Source organism: Bradyrhizobium sp. NP1, from assembly GCF_030378205.1.
Taxonomy (GTDB): Bacteria; Pseudomonadota; Alphaproteobacteria; order Rhizobiales; family Xanthobacteraceae; genus Bradyrhizobium.
Genome location: NZ_CP127385.1, coordinates 2,240,397 through 2,256,315, shown reverse-complemented (window position 1 = coordinate 2,256,315; position 15,919 = coordinate 2,240,397). Strand labels below are relative to the sequence as shown.

The 15,919-nt window shown below is 62.8% G+C and carries 15 protein-coding genes; 3 read left to right on the top strand and 12 right to left on the bottom strand.

What is annotated here, in order from left to right:
- Positions 1-247 precede the first annotated feature (247 nt).
- Both QOU61_RS10860 and QOU61_RS10855 read right to left on the bottom strand, forming a co-directional pair.
- On the bottom strand, positions 248-1,225 hold the full coding sequence (locus QOU61_RS10860; protein WP_289658240.1) for a glycoside hydrolase family 16 protein: 978 nt from the start codon (positions 1,223-1,225) through the stop codon (positions 248-250).
- 121 nt (positions 1,226-1,346) lie between these two features.
- Positions 1,347-1,946, bottom strand: a complete 600-nt coding sequence (locus QOU61_RS10855; protein ID WP_289658239.1) for a PAS domain-containing protein — start codon at positions 1,944-1,946, stop codon at positions 1,347-1,349.
- A gap of 187 nt (positions 1,947-2,133) precedes the next feature.
- Between QOU61_RS10855 and hpaR the strand changes: the two genes are divergently transcribed.
- Entirely contained in the window at positions 2,134-2,670 is a 537-nt protein-coding gene (hpaR, locus tag QOU61_RS10850; protein ID WP_289658238.1) for a homoprotocatechuate degradation operon regulator HpaR, read from the top strand.
- A 48-nt stretch (positions 2,671-2,718) separates the two neighbouring features.
- Here the strand turns inward: hpaR and hpaD are convergent, their stop codons facing one another.
- The 4 genes from hpaD to QOU61_RS10830 form a co-directional block, all read right to left on the bottom strand.
- On the bottom strand, positions 2,719-3,699 hold the full coding sequence (gene hpaD, locus QOU61_RS10845; protein ID WP_289658237.1) for a 3,4-dihydroxyphenylacetate 2,3-dioxygenase: 981 nt from the start codon (positions 3,697-3,699) through the stop codon (positions 2,719-2,721).
- Positions 3,700-3,956: 257 nt separating this feature from the next.
- A complete protein-coding gene (locus QOU61_RS10840; RefSeq protein ID WP_289658236.1) occupies positions 3,957-6,029 on the bottom strand; it encodes a methyl-accepting chemotaxis protein in 2,073 nt (690 codons plus the stop codon).
- Between the two features lie 201 nt (positions 6,030-6,230).
- Positions 6,231-7,247, bottom strand: a complete 1,017-nt coding sequence (locus tag QOU61_RS10835) for a TRAP transporter substrate-binding protein (protein ID WP_289658235.1) — start codon at positions 7,245-7,247, stop codon at positions 6,231-6,233.
- 160 nt (positions 7,248-7,407) lie between these two features.
- Entirely contained in the window at positions 7,408-7,605 is a 198-nt protein-coding gene (locus QOU61_RS10830; protein WP_289658234.1) for a hypothetical protein, read from the bottom strand.
- 215 nt (positions 7,606-7,820) lie between these two features.
- On the opposite strand from QOU61_RS10830, the gene QOU61_RS10825 reads away from it, so the two are divergent.
- Positions 7,821-8,033, top strand: a complete 213-nt coding sequence (locus QOU61_RS10825) for a hypothetical protein (protein ID WP_289658233.1) — start codon at positions 7,821-7,823, stop codon at positions 8,031-8,033.
- 34 nt (positions 8,034-8,067) lie between these two features.
- Here QOU61_RS10825 and QOU61_RS10820 read toward each other — a convergent pair whose 3' ends face one another.
- Positions 8,068-8,961 (bottom strand): NAD(P)/FAD-dependent oxidoreductase, encoded by an 894-nt coding sequence (locus tag QOU61_RS10820; protein WP_289658232.1) that lies wholly within the window; start codon positions 8,959-8,961, stop codon positions 8,068-8,070.
- A complete protein-coding gene (locus QOU61_RS10815) occupies positions 8,951-9,415 on the bottom strand; it encodes an Rrf2 family transcriptional regulator (protein ID WP_289658230.1) in 465 nt (154 codons plus the stop codon). Before QOU61_RS10815 ends, QOU61_RS10820 begins: the two co-directional genes overlap by 11 nt.
- Positions 9,416-10,020: 605 nt before the next feature.
- Between QOU61_RS10815 and QOU61_RS10810 the strand changes: the two genes are divergently transcribed.
- On the top strand, positions 10,021-12,618 hold the full coding sequence (locus tag QOU61_RS10810; protein ID WP_289661451.1) for an MASE1 domain-containing protein: 2,598 nt from the start codon (positions 10,021-10,023) through the stop codon (positions 12,616-12,618).
- A 245-nt stretch (positions 12,619-12,863) separates the two neighbouring features.
- Here QOU61_RS10810 and QOU61_RS10805 read toward each other — a convergent pair whose 3' ends face one another.
- From QOU61_RS10805 to QOU61_RS10790, 4 genes are read right to left on the bottom strand one after another with little or no spacing between them, the layout of a single operon-like run.
- The gene (locus tag QOU61_RS10805) at positions 12,864-13,664 is read right to left on the bottom strand and encodes an ABC transporter ATP-binding protein (RefSeq protein ID WP_502876912.1); all 801 of its coding nucleotides are present in this window, start codon (positions 13,662-13,664) and stop codon (positions 12,864-12,866) included.
- A complete protein-coding gene (locus tag QOU61_RS10800) occupies positions 13,648-14,460 on the bottom strand; it encodes an ABC transporter permease (protein ID WP_289658228.1) in 813 nt (270 codons plus the stop codon). The genes QOU61_RS10805 and QOU61_RS10800 overlap by 17 nt, the downstream gene beginning before the upstream one ends.
- A gap of 38 nt (positions 14,461-14,498) precedes the next feature.
- Positions 14,499-14,900, bottom strand: coding sequence for a VOC family protein (locus tag QOU61_RS10795; protein WP_289658226.1), 402 nt, complete (start codon positions 14,898-14,900; stop codon positions 14,499-14,501).
- Between the two features lie 11 nt (positions 14,901-14,911).
- Positions 14,912-15,721: an alpha/beta fold hydrolase gene (locus QOU61_RS10790; RefSeq protein ID WP_289658224.1), complete on the bottom strand. Its 810-nt coding sequence runs from the start codon at positions 15,719-15,721 to the stop codon at positions 14,912-14,914.
- Positions 15,722-15,919: the final 198 nt, after the last annotated feature.

Below are 15,919 nucleotides of genomic sequence, written 5' to 3'. Positions count from 1 at the left end.
ATAACTTGCTGGTGGTCCTGCGATTCTAACATTCGCAAACGTGCCTCCCAGATGGGATGCGAATGTCAGAATCGGACCACCTGGTGGAGCGGATTTGACGTTCGCTGCCATCTGCCGCGGCTCCTCATGCGAACGTCAAATCCAAAGCTCCACCAGCATCAATAACTTGCTGGTGGTCCTGCGATTCTAACATTCGCAAACGTGCCTCCCAGATGGGATGCGAATGTTAGAATCGGACCACCTCCCATCAGCGCTGGTCGATCTGATAGGCGGAAATCCGGTCGATCTCGAACGCGACAGTGTTGGGCGTTTCGCCGTCGACGAATCCGACGCCCTGAAAGTTCTTCGCACCCATCGCCAGATTGACGATCATGTACATGGGATCGTCGAATCCTATGGGGGTACGGATGTCGGAGACCGGCTTGCGGTCGATGAAATAGACGATGCGGTCGCGTTCCCACAGCACGCCGTAATCGTGAAAGGCCGTGGACGCATCGGGCTGCACGAAGTCGAAGCCGCAGGATTCTACCCGGCCGCTTTGCCGAATCCGCCAATGCGTGGTCATCACGAGGTCGCCCGGCCGCTGCCCGCGCCCTTCCATGACGTCGATCTCCGGCGGCCAGCCGCCGTCATTGGCGAGCATCCAGAACGCCGGCCAGACGCCGGTGCCGACGGGGATTTTCGCCCGGATTTCGAAATAGCCGTATTTCTGCGAAAACGAAGCCTGCGTCGTCAGGATGCCCGAGATGAATTCATTGTCGAACAGCACATCCTTGAGCGCAGCCGGCGTGCGCCTCGCCTCGATCGAGAGCACGCCGTCCCGCACCTTGAAGGGATCGAGCCCGAGCGGCGTGGTCGAGCGCCCGCCATAGCGCGGATCGACATAGATCTGCTGCTCGCCGTTCCAGGCGTCCTTGCGCTTGAAGTCGGAGCCGGCGCCGCCCCAGTAGTTGGCCTCCGGCCAGGACGCCCCGCCCGCGTAGTGCGGCACCCACCTTCCGCTGGCGAGCGGATGCTGGTCGAAATCGTCGTGAAAAGTCCGGTACAGCGGGACGGTTTCGAACGTCCGCATGCCGGCGGCCGCGATGCGGCGGCAGCTTTGATCGAGCGGATCGGTGGTCGCCAGCAGGCTCAGCGCGGCCGGGGCCGCCGCAAGCTCGTCCCCGGCCAGCGCGGGCGTGGTGGCTGCAAGCCAAGCGATCACGATCACGGCACGCGGCGTCACGCTTTCCACCTCGGCTGATCATGCCAGGATAGATCATGGCGCGCGCCGCGCAAACCGCCTTGCGACCGGAAAAAGCGCGATTTGAGGCGGCCGGATACCGCGCAGTCGCGGCCGGCCTTCGTCAGATTTCGACGATGTCGCCGGCCGGCGTATTCGTCTGCGGCCGATGGACGAGGTCGCGATCGATGACCGCGCGCAGCGCCGGCTCTGGCAGCGGCTCGGCGGCGCGGATCAGGTTGTTGGCCTCGAACTTGCCGTCCTCGCTGATGTTGTTGTGCGAGGCGAAGATATCGGTGACCCGGCCCGCGGTCGCAAACGGAAGCAGCAGGCGTTCATAGGCCACCGAGCGCCCGACGAGGTCGCGATACATGAAGATGGTGTAGGTGGGCCGCGCCCGCCGGATGCATTCGAAATAGACCGGCAGCACGACCGGCCCGTGATGCGGCCCCATATATTCATCCAGCGAGCGCCCCTCGCTCGCCTCGCCATAGGCCGCCGCCATGATCGCGCTTTCCCGCATGAAGGTGATCTGAGGCGGCGAAACCGACGAATCGACCCTGAGCAAGGCCAGATTGCGCAGTTCGTCCGCGGCCCGCTCCGGCTCGAAATCGGCGATGGCAGGCACCAGTCCGGACTTCACGAACAGGCGCAGCCAGGCATTCAGCAGCACGCGCTGCCGGATGGACTTCACGACCGACGGACCTGCACTCTCGAAATCCACGATTGCCGCTCCTCGAAGGGACCCGCCGCCAGCGTTGCATCACGTGGGAAATATTCGGTGAAGGCCGCTGGCGCGGCTCCGACAGGCTTAACGCTGCCCTAAGCTTGCATGGCGGGCCGCGCCGCCGACGGCTGGTAAACATTGGCTAAAAGAGGTAGCTAAAGACCCCACCCAGCGAAAGCCTGCCATGATCGACGATACCTCCTCCGCCGGCGCCCGACTTCGGGGCTTCTCGATGTCGCTGCCGATGGCGCTGTTGCGCGCCCGCGAGGCGGTGATGCAGCATTTCCGGGCCATGCTGCGCAGCTTCGGAATCACCGAGCAGCAATGGCGGGTGCTGCGGGCGCTGGCCTCGAAGCGGACGGTGGAATTTTCCGAGCTGGTCGAGATGACCTTCCTGCTCGCGCCCAGCATGTCGCGCATCCTGAAGGAGCTGGAGAGCCGCAAGCTGATCGTGCGGCGCACCACCGACGAGGACCTGCGCAAGATCAACGTCTCCATCACGGCCGCCGGCCTGCGGCTGATCGAGAAGGTCGCGCCGCATTCCGAATTCATCTATGCGCAGATCTCCTCCCGCTACGGCCTGAAGAAGCTCGCGACCCTGCAGGCGATGCTGAAGGATCTCGAACTGGCGCTGTCGGGGGAGTTGATCGCGCAGCCGTCGGGCAACGAAAGCAAGACCAGCGGTCGCCTCAAGGCCGGTTCGCGCTCGGCATCGAATTGAACGCTCCCTGCGGCCCGCCGGACGAGGCCGCGCCGGCGGCGCCCGCGGTTATGGCGCGACGATCGGGGTCGCGAGCAGCTTCGGCTTTCTCGGCTCGGTGCCGGCAAACACGCTGCCCTCCTCGAACCATGAGCGCGGCGCGGCCGCGCCCCACAGCGTCTGGCGCTGCGGATCCTTGAGGTCCCAACGGATCGGCTCGTGGTCGGGATCGACGGTCTGGTAATCCGAGCAATAGAACTCGATGCGATGGCCGTCGGGATCGCGGATGTAGAGGAAGAACGCGTTCGAGATGCCGTGGCGGCCGGGGCCGCGCTCGATATTGGCGAGGTAGCCCGAGGTCGACATCACGTCGAGCAGGTCGATGATGTTGAGCGGCGTCGGCACCCAGAACGCCACGTGATGCAGCCGCGGCCCGATGCCGTTGGTGAAGGCGATATCGTGCACGCCGCCCTTGCGGTGCATCCAGGCCGCCCAGAGGTCGCCGGTCTCCTGCGTGTCGGTGTACTCTGTGAGCCGGAAGCCGATCGAATTGTAGAAATGCACGGCCGCGCCGACATCGGGCGAAAAGCAGTTGAAATGGTCGATGCGCAGCGGCTTGATGCCCTTGTACAGGGCGTATTGCTGATGGATCGCCGGCAGGCGGTCCATCCGCGAATAGAATTCGAGCGGAATGCCCTGGGGATCCCGCGTCCTGAAGGTGCGGCCCTGATGCGGCTCCTCGACCCATTGGGTGGCGAGCCCGCTTCTGTCGAAGAACGCCTTCGCGCGCTCGAGATGCTCGTCGTCCTGCACCTTGAAGCCGAGATCGCCCGCAACCGCGACATCGCCCTGCTGGAGCACGATGCAGTGATGGCCGCGCTCCTCCATCGCGCGCAAATAGATGCGCTTGTCGTTCTCGTCGGTGACCTGCAGGCCGAGCAGGTCGGCATAGAACTTCCGGGACGCCGCAAGATCGGTGACCGTGAGCACGATGTGGCTGAGACGGACGATGTTGAAGGGCGGATTGTGGTTTGAGGTCGGGATCGCCATTCGCACTGCCTCGCTAGTCGCTAGTGGTCCGCCAGCATTGCCAGGCCGCCGCCCGCAACCGGCCGATTTAATTAACATGTTAACAACAATCCGGCCGCCGCGTCAACGAAAAACGGATTTTAGCGCCTGCCCGCCGACAAAAAAGATCGGTCGCACAGGTTTTTAAGGCCCGTGCGGCCGATCAGTTCGGGAGAGCCCGAGGCCGGACGGCAGGCGCCAGTCCGGCGATTTGCACGCGGGTTGAGCGGACGGCCCGCTCAACCCGCCAATCGATCGAGTTCGGCCTCCTTCATCGAGGTGAGGAACTCCTTGATCTGGCGGACCAAAAGGTCGAATTTCTGCTTCAGGAGCCCGACATCGGCCAGCACGTCTCCGGTTGCACGTTCCGCCGCCGACACGTCGCCCGTCACCAGGTCGAGGATGTCGGCGACCGCCTGGGTCGTCTTGCCGGCCTCGCCGACATTGCTCGAGATCTGGCGCGCGGTTGCGCTCTGGCGCTCGACTGCGACCGCGATCTCCGCCGTCGCCTCGCGCGACTTCACCGCAAGCCCGGAAATGTGCTTGACCGTCTCGACCGAGCTTGCGGTCGCGCTTTGAATGCTTTCGATCTTGCTCTCGATGCCCTCGATCTCCTTGGCGGTCTGCCCGGCGAGATTCTTCACCTCCTCGGCGACGACCGCGAAGCCGCGGCCGCTGTCGCCGGCGCGCGCCGCCTCGATCGTGGCATTGAGCGCCAGCAGGTTGGTCTGCTCGGCGATCTGGCGGATCACGTTGACGATGCTGGAAATCTCCAGGCACTGCTCGGCGAGGTTTTCGATCGCGGCGCAGGCCTCGTTCGCGGCGGTGGAAGTGTTGGCGCAGAAATTCGCGCTCTGCGTCGTGCGCTGCGAAATCTGCTCGACCGAGCGCGTCATGTCGTCGATCGCGCTCGACACCGCCCTGGCATTGCTGAGCGTCTGCCCGGTCGCCGAGCGCACGCTGTCGGCGTGGCGCGCCACGTCGTCGATCCGCGTCTTCATGTCGCCGACGCAGGTCTCGACCCGGCCGGTGGCGTGCGAGGCCTCGTCCAGCAGGTGAGCGACCGAATCCTCGAAACGATGCGCGGCCTCGACCAGGAGCTGGCGGCGCTCGGCGTTGAGCTTCTTGCGCGCCTCCAGCTGCTGCGCCGTCAGCTCGCGCATCTCCTCGGCATTGCGCTTGAACACCTCGACGGTGCGCGCCATCGAGCCGATCTCGCTTTTCAGCGCCGTGCCGGGGATTTCGATGTCGGTGCGGCCGCCCGCGAGGTGCTCCATCGCCTCGGTCAGCCGCTTCAGCGGCGTCGAGATGCTGCGGCCGATCAGCCAGCTCAGCAGCAGGCCGATACCGGCGGTCGCAATGCCGATGCCCATCACCATGCTGCGCGCCAGGGCCTGCGAGTCCTGCTGCGCGATCGCAGCCCTTGCGGCCCGTTCGCGCGCGGCGCCGACCAGCTCGGAAGCTTGCGGCAGCATGAGCTGGATATCGGACTTGATGGCGCTGAACAGCGGCGCGACCGTCGCGGCATTGCGCATCCATCCCTCGAACGCCTCGCCATATTCGGCGAGCGCCGCGGCGAGCTCGTCGCGATCATCGCCCGGCAGGCCTGCGCGCTGCAGCAGCGCCGCCGCATGCTCGATCTCGCTGCGGAAAAGCTGCGGGATGAAGCCGGTGCGCGCAATGCGGTACTCGAAATCGAGCCGGCGCAGCGTCAGCAGCGACAGCATCAGGCTCTTGTCGTCGAGGCCGCCGGCCGCGCCGGTCGAGGCGCGATCGATCGCGGCACCCGCAGCCTGCAGCCGGCCGCGGATGCCGTCGGCATTGGTGAGGCCGAACCGGGTCTGCTCGTCCGCGAGCGAGGCAAACTTGGTGCGCAGCGCCCCGAGCTGGTCGCCAAGCCCGCCGATCAGGCCGCGGTCCTCGGCGGCCGAATGCGAGGCCAGCGTCGCGATGTCGTTCTCGGCGATCCCGTAGGCCTTGTCGAACGCCTCGATCAGATCAGCGCTCGGCTGCGCGGAAAATTCCCTCACCGTATCGAGCAGTGTCGCCAGCGCACCCTTCAGCTCGAGACCGGCCTCGATCAGCCGGCGCGACTCCGCGGAATTGTCGAAAGCCTTGCCGACCTGCCGCTCGTTGAGGTCGAAGCTGGCGCCATTGGCGAAAAAGCCGATCACCGGGATGACGGCGAGCAGGACGATGCGCATGCGCACCGAGGCGATCCAGCGCCTGCGCCCGGGGCCGACCGCAGCCTGCGAAGGCCGCCCGGCGCGCGCCGCATCGGCCAGCCCGCCCGCCTCCGTCGGTTCGCTCATCGATAGCCCCTGCACGCGCTCCTCCGATGAAGTTCAACCAGGCAGCCTTGCGTCAAAACAACCGCGATCGTCCCCGTTTCCTCACGCCGATTCTCGCGTCATTCTAGCACGCGTTGTGGTAGCCGCATTGCTCGCGGATAAAGAGCAATGAGGATAACGCCCGACCGGCAAGCCCGCGCGACCGCGTCGCCGAATGCCGCCTCAGAAGCCCGCGCCGTATTTGGCAAGCTCGGCCTTGAGCTCGTTTTCGATCTTGTCCGCGTCGCCGCCTGCCTTCTTCACGCCTTCGACCCAGCTCGCCCTCAACGGCTCGACAGCCTTCTTCCACTGCGCAAGCTCGTCGGCGCCGAGCGCATAGACCTCATGGCCGGCGAGCGCCTTCATCTTGGTGCGCCCATTGGCCTCGAAATCGTTCCAGGGATCGGAGACCTTGGCGGCCCACTCCGGCGTGCAATGATCGTCCATCACTTTCTGCTGCGCCGGCGACATCGCCTGATAGGCCGCCGGGTTGATGTTGTAGGTGAACACGGTCGTATAGAGCGGCACGTCCATGTGATATTTGGTCACCTTGTCGATGCCGAACAGGAAGATCGAGCCCCAGGGAAAGGTGATCTCGTCGGCCACGCCGCGCTCCAGCGCATCGCGCGACTCCGGCGCCGACGCCTGCACATTGGTGCCGCCGAGCAGCTTGACCATCTCGCCGATCGTGCTCTGCGCGGGGCGCACCTTCATGCCGGCAAGATCGGCGGGCGCCACGATCTTCTTGCGGCCATGCAGCGCACCGGGATCATGGATGAAGACGAAACACAGCTTGGTGTCCTTCATCTCGGTCTTGGCGTATTTCCGGTACCACTCGTTGATCGCGAGCGTGCCCTTCTTGCCATCGGTGAAGGTGAAGGGCAGCTGTCCGGCGGCGATGATCGGGAAACGGCCCGGCTGGTAGCCCGGGTTGACGTAGGTCACGTCGGCGATGCCGTCGCGCGCCATGTCGTAATGGTCGAACGCCTTGCCGAGCTGCTCGGAGGGAAACACGGTGGCCTTGATGGTACCGCCGGAAGCCTTCTCGATGTCGGCGGCCCAGGCCTGCGTCGCCGGAACCAGCGGATGCGCCGGAGGCACCCACAGCGAGATCTTCAGGGTAACGGTCTTGTCCTGGGCTGTCGCGGGCGAAGCAAAAAGCCCGGCAGCAGTCGTCAGCGCAAGCAATGCCTTCCGCATCGGTGTTCCTCCAAGCGATTGTGCGAGGCTTCTTCGAGCCTTCATTAACGTGTTATCATTAACACGTTATCGATTCGTTTCGGCTTTGGCAAGCAGGCCGGTTTTCGCAGCTAGCGCGCTTGCGCGAAGCAAGCCGTCAAGCCGACCACGAAAAGCTGGGCTAGTCGCGCGGCGTGGCGCGCCCCGTCAGCCGGATACGCCGCGTCGGCGTCAACGGCTCACGCGTGACGTCGCTGTTTGCGGAACCGGCCGCACCGACGGCTGCAGCACCCGCACCGGAGCGACAGGCATCGAAGCAGGCCTGCACGCCCCAGATCACCAGCAGGCTGGCGAGAGCGAGACAGACGGCGAACAGCACGGTTTCGCGCCGCGAAAATCCCCCAATGCATCGAAGATCCCTCCCTCCCGGGGAGCGCAACGCGGCATCGCGAACGCGGTTTCCGGCTCTCGCTGGATGTAGTGAACAGCCACCTAATGCGGCCATTCCCGCGTTGGCTCGCGCGCGTTTCCTCGTGTAAGCCTGACGTCAGCGAAGCCGGTTACGATCGCTGGAACATGCCGAAGGGAACGCCGATGATGAGAGCCCTCTTTCTGGCCGGCGCACTGCTCGGGGCCGGCGCGCTGGCGACGGGACCCGTGGCGGCGCAAAGCGCGATCGGCGGGCCCACCGCCAAGAAGCCGACCGCCGTCGGCGGGCCGACGCCCCAGAAGTCGCTGGTCGTGCCCCCGCGGCCGGCCCCAACGCCGGCCCCGCCGCCCCCGCAGCCTCCCGGGAAGAAGCGCTGAACGACGCTCGGGCGGAAAGTCGCCAGACTGCGGATCAGAAAACCAGCGAACGGTGCGCGGCTATGCCAGCGGTGACACCATCGGCGCTGGCCCAGGTTACATTATGGGCGCCACGCGTAATGTCGCCGGCCGCGAACACGCCCGCGACCGTGGTCGCCCTGGTGTCGTCGGTCCGGATGATCTGGCCGAGCGGCCCTTCCTCCGATGCGCAACCGAGCCCGGCGGCAATGTCGCTGTTCAGCCGCGTGCGCGGGCCGAGAAAGAGCGCGTCCGCCTCCACCCGCCTGCCGTCGTCGAGCTCGACGGACGACAACCGTGTCCCGTCACCATGGACGGCGCGGAGCCGAGCTTCCTCGATCGCGACACCGCGCCCGGCAAGCCCCGCCAGCACGGCCTCGTCAGGCGCCGCGGCGCCGTTCAGATAAAACGTCGTCGGTCCCCATTCGGCGATCAGCATCGCCTGGTGCGTCGACATCGGCGAGACGTTCAATACACCGAGCCGCTTCCCGCTGAACTCGTAGCCGTGACAATAAGGGCAATGCAGCACCGCGCGGCCCCAATGCGCGGCAAGCCCCGGGATCTCCGGCAGCTCGTCAGAGATGCCGAAAGCAAGCACCAGCCTGTCGCCTTCAAGCATCTCCCCGGTGGCGAGCCTGACGGAAAAACCATCCGCCTGCTTCTCGGCAGCGGCCGCCTTGCCCGCGACGAACGTGGTCGCGGGATAGGCGCCGACCTGCGCGCGGGCGGCGGCGAGCATCGCGCCCGGCGCGCTGCCGTCCTGCGCGAAGAAGCCGTGGGAATGCGACGCAAAGCGGTTGCGCGGCTCGCCGGCGTCGACAATGCAGACCTTTCGCCGCGCCCGCGCGAGATAGATCGCAGCCGACAGGCCGGCAAAGCTGCCGCCGATGATGATGGCGTCATGACGCATGGGCACGCTCGATGTCGCTGGATTTGCCGCTTCTCGCGAGACGGCGGTGAATGTCGGCGCCGAGCATGGCGAGCGTCACCTCGCCAAGGCGCGCCAGCAAGAGCGCCTCGGCCTGATCGAATGCCTTACCGAGCGCGGCATTGACGGCCTGCTCGACCAGGCAGCCGGGCGCCTCGGTTCGATTGCCGATGGCAAGCAGCGCGGGACTGCCGAGCGCCGCGTAGATTTCGCGAAGCGTCACCTTCGACAGATCGCAGGCGAGCATCCATCCGCCGCCATGGCCCTTCTCCGATTGCACATAGCCCTGCTCGCGCAGGCCCGCCATGATGCGGCGGATCACCACGGGATTGGTGTCCATCGCCTTGGCGAGGATCTCTGATGTCACCGGGCCCTTCTGCGCCGCCATGTGCAGCAGCACATGGAGCACGCCCGACAATCGGCTGTCGCGTCTCATGAAACTTCATATGTTACATGATGCGGTGCGAGTCAAGCCTTGATCGAGTCGCGTGGGGGCTGACCGTGTCGCCCACGCTGCCTGCCCGCGCCGACGAGGTGATTGAATGGGACCCCTGTTGCTTCGCTACATTGGCCCGGAACCGGCCCTAATGATAAGTGCGGGTGAAGCGCGAAATAGTCCGCTTATCGGGTAAGACGCGAAGTGACTGGCCGTCGTCCAAAACGGCGCTTTTGACCCGAAACGGTCATTGGAACGTCCGCGAGAACTGATCCTTTGCGTCAGCAGAGAAAATGATTGCTGATGACCTCACCGACACCCGGCGGGATCGGACCTATTTGTGTTCCCGATGCCGCCGTGCCCCTTTCGTCTCCTGGTATACCTCTATTAGGTCAATGGTGCTGCCCAATGGCCCCTCGCACCGAAGTTGCTGGCGTCCCTCTACTCACGATCGTGCGGCCATGCTTTGGTCAAAACTGCATTGAGTGTTTGGCAGGGTCGTCGACGTAGTGGAAATGCGATCGCCCTCTTTCGGGTGACGTTGGACCGGGGAGCCAGGTCGTGCCCCGGTCGCATTCTTGAGATGCCCACCGCAAAGGCTTGTGATGGAAAGGGCAAGATTTGATAAGGCCAAGAATTTCGCTTTTGGCGACGCTCGGAGCGCTGCGACCTACTCGGTCGAAATTTTAATAGTCGCTGCGATTTACGCTGGCCTTGTCGAATCCGCGCGATTCCTTCCGGCAATAAATCCAGCCGCGACACCGCTGTGGCCACCAACCGGGCTTGCGCTCGCGCTGGTCCTGCTGCGCGGCTACCGAATCTGGCCCGCGATCTTGGTGGGGGCCGTCTCTCCTTACCTTATGGCCGACCGATCGCTCCTGGAGCTTGGCGCCGTCGGGATCGGCACCGTCCTTGCTGCATTTGCCGGGACATGGCTGATTGGCCGCTGGTCGAACGGTTGCCGGACATTTGCCACCCCTTCCGGTGTCGCAAAATTTGCAATCATTTCCTTTGCGCCGACCACGATGATTAGTTCAACCATCGTCTTGGCCGGATTCATGCTCGCCAACGAACCGGGCTTTTCCGATTCCGTCGTCGCCGGGTTAACTTGGTGGCTTGCAGACGCTGCGGCGGCCCTGGTGATTGCTCCGGTCATCGTGCTCTGGGCGACGATGCCCTCACGCATGTCTTCCAAATGGAATCTATTGGAATTGATCGCAGTCCCTGTTCTCGCGAGTATCATCGGGATCGTTGCTTACAGCCCGCTCATCGGTAGTGACCTCATCAGCAACGATCTCAACGTGCTGCTGCCGCATCGGAGCCTTCTGGGCTTTCTGGTTTTACTACCCTTGATCTGGGCTGGTCTGCGCGGCAATCGATGCACCGTGGCTACGGCTGCGCTCATTTTCATCGGAATGGCCGTGTGGGGATTCTCGGTGGGGAATGATCCATTTCCGAAAATGGATCCGAATGGAGCACTATTATCATTGCTCGTGCTTTCGGTCAGCGTATCGGCCCCCCCTCTTGCCTTGGCTGCGGCAACTGCGACGCGCCAGACCACCGAAGCCCATCTGCTTTATGTTCAAGACCAGCTGGACAGCCAGCTCGAACGGAAAACCTTGGCGCTCGACAGCATTAGACGCCACTTCCAAACCCTTATCGAAGGTGTTGTCGACTATGCAATTTTTGCGCTTGATAGAGAAGGACACGTTACGAGTTGGAACAGCACCGCTCAAAAAATCATCGGCTACACCCCGGAAGAAATCATAGGCAAGCATTTTGGGATATTTTATCGGCCGGATGAACGCCGCGCGGGTTCACCAACACACGCATTGGAGTCGGCAATCGAAAGAGGCAAGCATGAAGTAGAGGGTTGGCGCATCAGAAAAAATGGTACGCCGTTTTTCATCACCGGCTCAGTCTCTTCGAGTCATGATGACGCAGGAAACCTGATCGGTTTTATCAGCATATTGCGGGACGCGACGGAGCGACGCGACGCGGAGGAGAAACTGGTCCAGGCACGCGAACAGCTCGCGATGTCGCAGAAAATGGAGGCAATCGGCAAACTGACCGGCGGTATTGCACACGACTTCAACAATCTATTGATGATTATTGGAGGCAGCGCTCAGATCTTTGCACGCCTGCTTGATCCAAAACTGCCAAGAGCAATCGAAGCTATACAGACCGCGGCCAAACGCGGCGAGAGTCTCACGCGCCAATTGTTGACATTCTCTCGTCATCAGCATCTCAGCCCGACGGTCGTTGATCTGAATGCGTCCATAAAGAACATGCGGACCATGATTGAGAGCTCACTGCGCGGGAACATCGTGTACAACGAGAACGTTGGCGACGGTGTTTCACCGGTCAAGGTGGACCTCGCCGAACTGGAACTTGCAATCGTCAACATCGCCGTCAATGCGCGCGATGCAATGCCAAGCGGCGGCACGTTCACATTATCCGTCAACGCGGTGACCGCAGATCAGGAAACCGGCGGCGATCGCCGTGGGAAGGGCTTCTTTGCGATAACGCTTGGCGATACGGGCACCGGTATTCCGCCAAACCTTCTGTCCAAGATGTTCGATCCATTTTTCACGACCAAAGAGGTCGGCAAAGGGACCGGGCTCGGTTTGTCCCAGGTTTATGGTTTTGCGCACCAGGCGGGCGGAACGGTGACGGCAGACAGCAAGGTTGGACAAGGAACAACGATTACGATCTATTTGCCGTCCTGTGCAGACGAGCAAATCACCAGCAAAGACCTCGCCGCTGCCAGAACAAGACATGCGCAGCGGCAGACGGTTCTCGTTGTCGACGACAGCCCCGAGGTGGCGGATGTGACATCCTCGCTGTTCGAGCATCTGGGTTATGAGACCATCTATCGAGATTCGGCCGAAGCGGCATTGAAACTGCTCGAAGCCGGTACAAGGATCGATCTCGTCTTCAGCGATATCGTCATGCCGGGGACCATCGATGGCGTCGGGCTCGCGAGAGAAATCCGGTCGCGGTATCCCAGGTTGCCCATAGCCCTTACAACCGGCTACAGCGATGCTGCAAAAGCAGCTCCCCCAAATCTAAGAATACTCCGTAAGCCGTTTGATACCGAGGCACTAAGAGATTTTATCCAGGATCTTGCGCCTCCGAGGTCGATGAGATCATCCGGCGTACCTATGGCGTCAAGCACGACTGACGTTTTGCGCAGAAGCTGACCAGTCGCGCCATCGCGGGCATGCTCGGCGGTGCCGACGCGGTGATCGAACAGGCTTCTTTCGTCGCAAATGCGCGAGTCCATTTCTGGCCGTTCTCGGACCTCGTGCAATGTCCGCTTCTGCCGCCGACGAACGCGAGGTCGTTGGCGTCGCCGCGACAGCGAGTGCGTCCATGATACGGCTACAGACAGCGGCCGCTCGACCCGTCAGCCATTCGGCGATCGGCTTGCCGTTTTGCAAGTCCCCTATCCAACACCCAGAAGGCGATAAATCCGCCGCGTGTATGAGCCGAAGACCTCATGCGTGCGCAGCTCGAGATTGCGCTCGCCCGGCAAACTGATGGGAATGTTTTCCGCCATCCGCGCCGGCCTTGCAGTGAGCACGATCGCGCGCGTGCCCAGGAATACGGCTTCGGTAATGTCATGTGTGACGAACACAATGGTGCTTCCGCTCTTGTGCCAAATGTTCAGCAGCTCAAGATTCATCTTGTCGCGCGTCAAAGCGTCGAGGGCGCCAAACGGTTCGTCCATCAGAAGAAGCTTCGGATTGTGAATCAGAGCGCGGGCAATCGCTGCCCGCTGCTGCATGCCACCCGAAAGCTGGTTGGGAAATTGCGATTCGAACCCCTGCAGGCCCACCATCGCCAGCAGGTCCCGCGCCCGCTCTACGCTTTCGGCGCGAGGCAGACCGAGAATCTCCGCAGGGAGCAGAACGTTGTCCAAAATCGTACGCCACTTCAGAAGCAGCGCTTGCTGGAAGACCATGCCAACATCGCGTCCGGGGGTGAAGGGGTCTTCCGGCGTGCCGATTGAGATTTCACCTTGGCTGCGCCCGTGGAGCCCGGCCAAAATCTTGAGGACCGTCGTCTTGCCACACCCCGAAGGACCGACCAGAGATACCAACTCGCCGGAAGCAATCTCGAAGCTCACGTCTGAGACTGCGACGAATTCGGTGTCGTCCTTGACATAGGTCTTCCCGACTTTCGACATGCGAATGAAGGGTGGAGCGCTGCTCCGCTCGATCGGTCGCTCAGCCAAGGCGGGCATCGCGGGTTACCAGCATGCGTTCGAGCAACAGCACAAGGCCGTAGAGGCTCATGCCGACGAGCGTGATCAGAAGAAGCGCCATGAACATTGCCGGCGTATCGAGGCTGACCTGGACCTGCATCATCAAATAGCCGAGCCCCCTTTCGGAGCCCAGGAATTCACCGACGACGGCTCCGGCAACGGCCAGGATCGCGCCTACCTTCATCCCCGAGAGCAGATAGGGCAACGCGCTCGGAAACTGGATCTTGATGAAGAGCTGCCATTTCGATCCTTTCAGACTATGGACCAGATCGAGCAGGTCCGGGTCGACCTCGCGAAGGCCACGCAATGTCGTGAGCAGCATGGGGAAAAAGCATATCGAGAATGCAATCAGCATGTTGGGCCCGACCCCATACTTGAACCAGACGATCATCAAGGGTCCAAGGGCGACCTTCGGGATCATGTTGAAGCTGACGAGCGCCGGCATCGCCAATCTTTCCAACGAAGCCGTCCAGGAAAAGAGCAGAGCCAGAGCGACGGCGGTCGTAACACCAAGCAGATAGCCTCCATAGACCTCCGCTGCGGTCGTCATCGTATTCGCGAACCAGTGGTAAGTTCCGTCGGCAAGCGTGGCCAGCGTGGCCAGCGGCGGCGGCAGGATGTAGGCCGGTATCTTTCCGAACACGACCGCCAACTGCCACATGACGAGTATCAGAAGATGGCTGGCGATGAAGTAGCCGTAGCGCCTCGCGAGCCCGCGCGATGATAGCAGTCCGCTTTCCGAGATGCTCCGATGTGAGATCGGCGCGTCACTCATCGCTGCCCTGCCCCTCCGCTTGATCGGGAAACTGCGCTCTACTCGGGCTTTGTGGCCCACCCGTTCTGTGAAACATCGAAAATGATCCCGTCCGGATCGCGATATTTCTCTTCGTAATAGAGCGTGTCCTTCAGCGCCGGCAGGTCCATGAAGAAGCTGCCGCCATTGCTCTCGACGCTGCCTTTCGCCGCTTCTGCGCTCTCAACCTGAAAACCGAAGTGATGCACGCCGACAAAATCCTTGCCGCCGCTCACGCCGGCTACTTCGTCATTGTGATATCTCAGGAGCGCGAGGTTGATGTAGCCGTCCGATAGATAGACGCCGCTGGCCAGGACAGATTCGGTCTTGCCGACCCTGCGGAGGCCGAAGGTTTTCACATAGAAATCGGCTGTCTTTTCGGGGTCTGGCACGGAAAGCGCGATATGCCGGATACGACTCATCGTTGACCTCATCAGCTTCTGGTGAAGAACGCATTCAGAGCGGAATTGACGGCTGCCGGCTGCTCGATCGGTTGCCAGTGCCCGCATTGATCGACGAGCAGGAATTCGGCATTGCGGAGTTCGCGCGCGAAGCCCTCGCCGTTCGCCGGCGGGCTCACGGCGTCGTCGCTCCCCGAGAGCACCAGGACGGGACATTCGATTCTGGCGATATCGGCCGCGTTCGCGGCCGCCATGGCCTCGCAGCAGGCCGCATAGCCGTCGCGGCTTTGGCCGAGCAGAAGCTCTCGCACGAAGCCGACGATTTCGGGCCTGTGCTCATAGGTATGCGGCGAGAGCCCGCCTCTGACGACCGCATCGGCAATCGCTGTGATGCCCTCGGCGCGGACCTTGGCGACGCGCTCGCGGACGGCCTGACGCCGCTGCTCGGTCGGCGCTCGATTTACCCCGATCAACGCGAGGCTGATGACCTTCTCGGGAAACTGGCAGGCGAAATGCTGCAGAATGAGCGTGCCCAGCGAGTGCCCGACAAAGCGCGCTTTACGAAGCTTTTGCGCGTCCATCAAAGCAACGAGATCGGAGACCCAGCCCTCGATCGACAGAGTGCCGGTCAGCGGCGAGCGCCCGGCGCCGCGAAGGTCGTAGCGAATGACCTGGTACGAGGCCGACAGCGCGCGAATCTGCGGTTCCCAGACGGTGTGCGTACTGCCAAGTCCATGAAGGAAGATGATCGGCTGTCCGGTCCCGCGTATGTCAACAGCCAACGACGCACCGTTTATTTGCAAGAACCGCCTCCGTGACTTCAAGCCGACGATCGGCCGCAAATATATCCGCGCCCCTCACGAGCGTCTTCGGGCCGCACGGCGGGAAATTACCGTGCAGTCGGAAAATCCAATCCTGATCGCGGCATGAGCGGCTCGACTTCTTGTATGGCAACGGGCGTCGACTACGATCGGGACACGACGCTCGTCTTGAGCGGCGATCAATACAGGCAATTGTGGAAGCAGGTGCGATGCGCGGGC

Bases quoted from the DNA above. Each gene is read 5' to 3' on its own strand.
- hpaR (WP_289658238.1), top strand. From the start codon at position 2,134: ATGATCGACGATACCTCCTCCGCCGGCGCCCGACTTCGGGGCTTCTCG.
- hpaD (WP_289658237.1), bottom strand. From the start codon at position 3,699: ATGGCGATCCCGACCTCAAACCACAATCCGCCCTTCAACATCGTCCGT.
- QOU61_RS10840 (WP_289658236.1), bottom strand. From the start codon at position 6,029: ATGAGCGAACCGACGGAGGCGGGCGGGCTGGCCGATGCGGCGCGCGCC.
- QOU61_RS10835 (WP_289658235.1), bottom strand. From the start codon at position 7,247: ATGCGGAAGGCATTGCTTGCGCTGACGACTGCTGCCGGGCTTTTTGCT.
- QOU61_RS10825 (WP_289658233.1), top strand. From the start codon at position 7,821: ATGATGAGAGCCCTCTTTCTGGCCGGCGCACTGCTCGGGGCCGGCGCG.
- QOU61_RS10820 (WP_289658232.1), bottom strand. From the start codon at position 8,961: ATGCGTCATGACGCCATCATCATCGGCGGCAGCTTTGCCGGCCTGTCG.
- QOU61_RS10815 (WP_289658230.1), bottom strand. From the start codon at position 9,415: ATGAGACGCGACAGCCGATTGTCGGGCGTGCTCCATGTGCTGCTGCAC.
- QOU61_RS10810 (WP_289661451.1), top strand. From the start codon at position 10,021: ATGGAAAGGGCAAGATTTGATAAGGCCAAGAATTTCGCTTTTGGCGAC.
- QOU61_RS10805 (WP_502876912.1), bottom strand. From the start codon at position 13,664: ATGCCCGCCTTGGCTGAGCGACCGATCGAGCGGAGCAGCGCTCCACCC.
- QOU61_RS10800 (WP_289658228.1), bottom strand. From the start codon at position 14,460: ATGAGTGACGCGCCGATCTCACATCGGAGCATCTCGGAAAGCGGACTG.
- QOU61_RS10795 (WP_289658226.1), bottom strand. From the start codon at position 14,900: ATGAGTCGTATCCGGCATATCGCGCTTTCCGTGCCAGACCCCGAAAAG.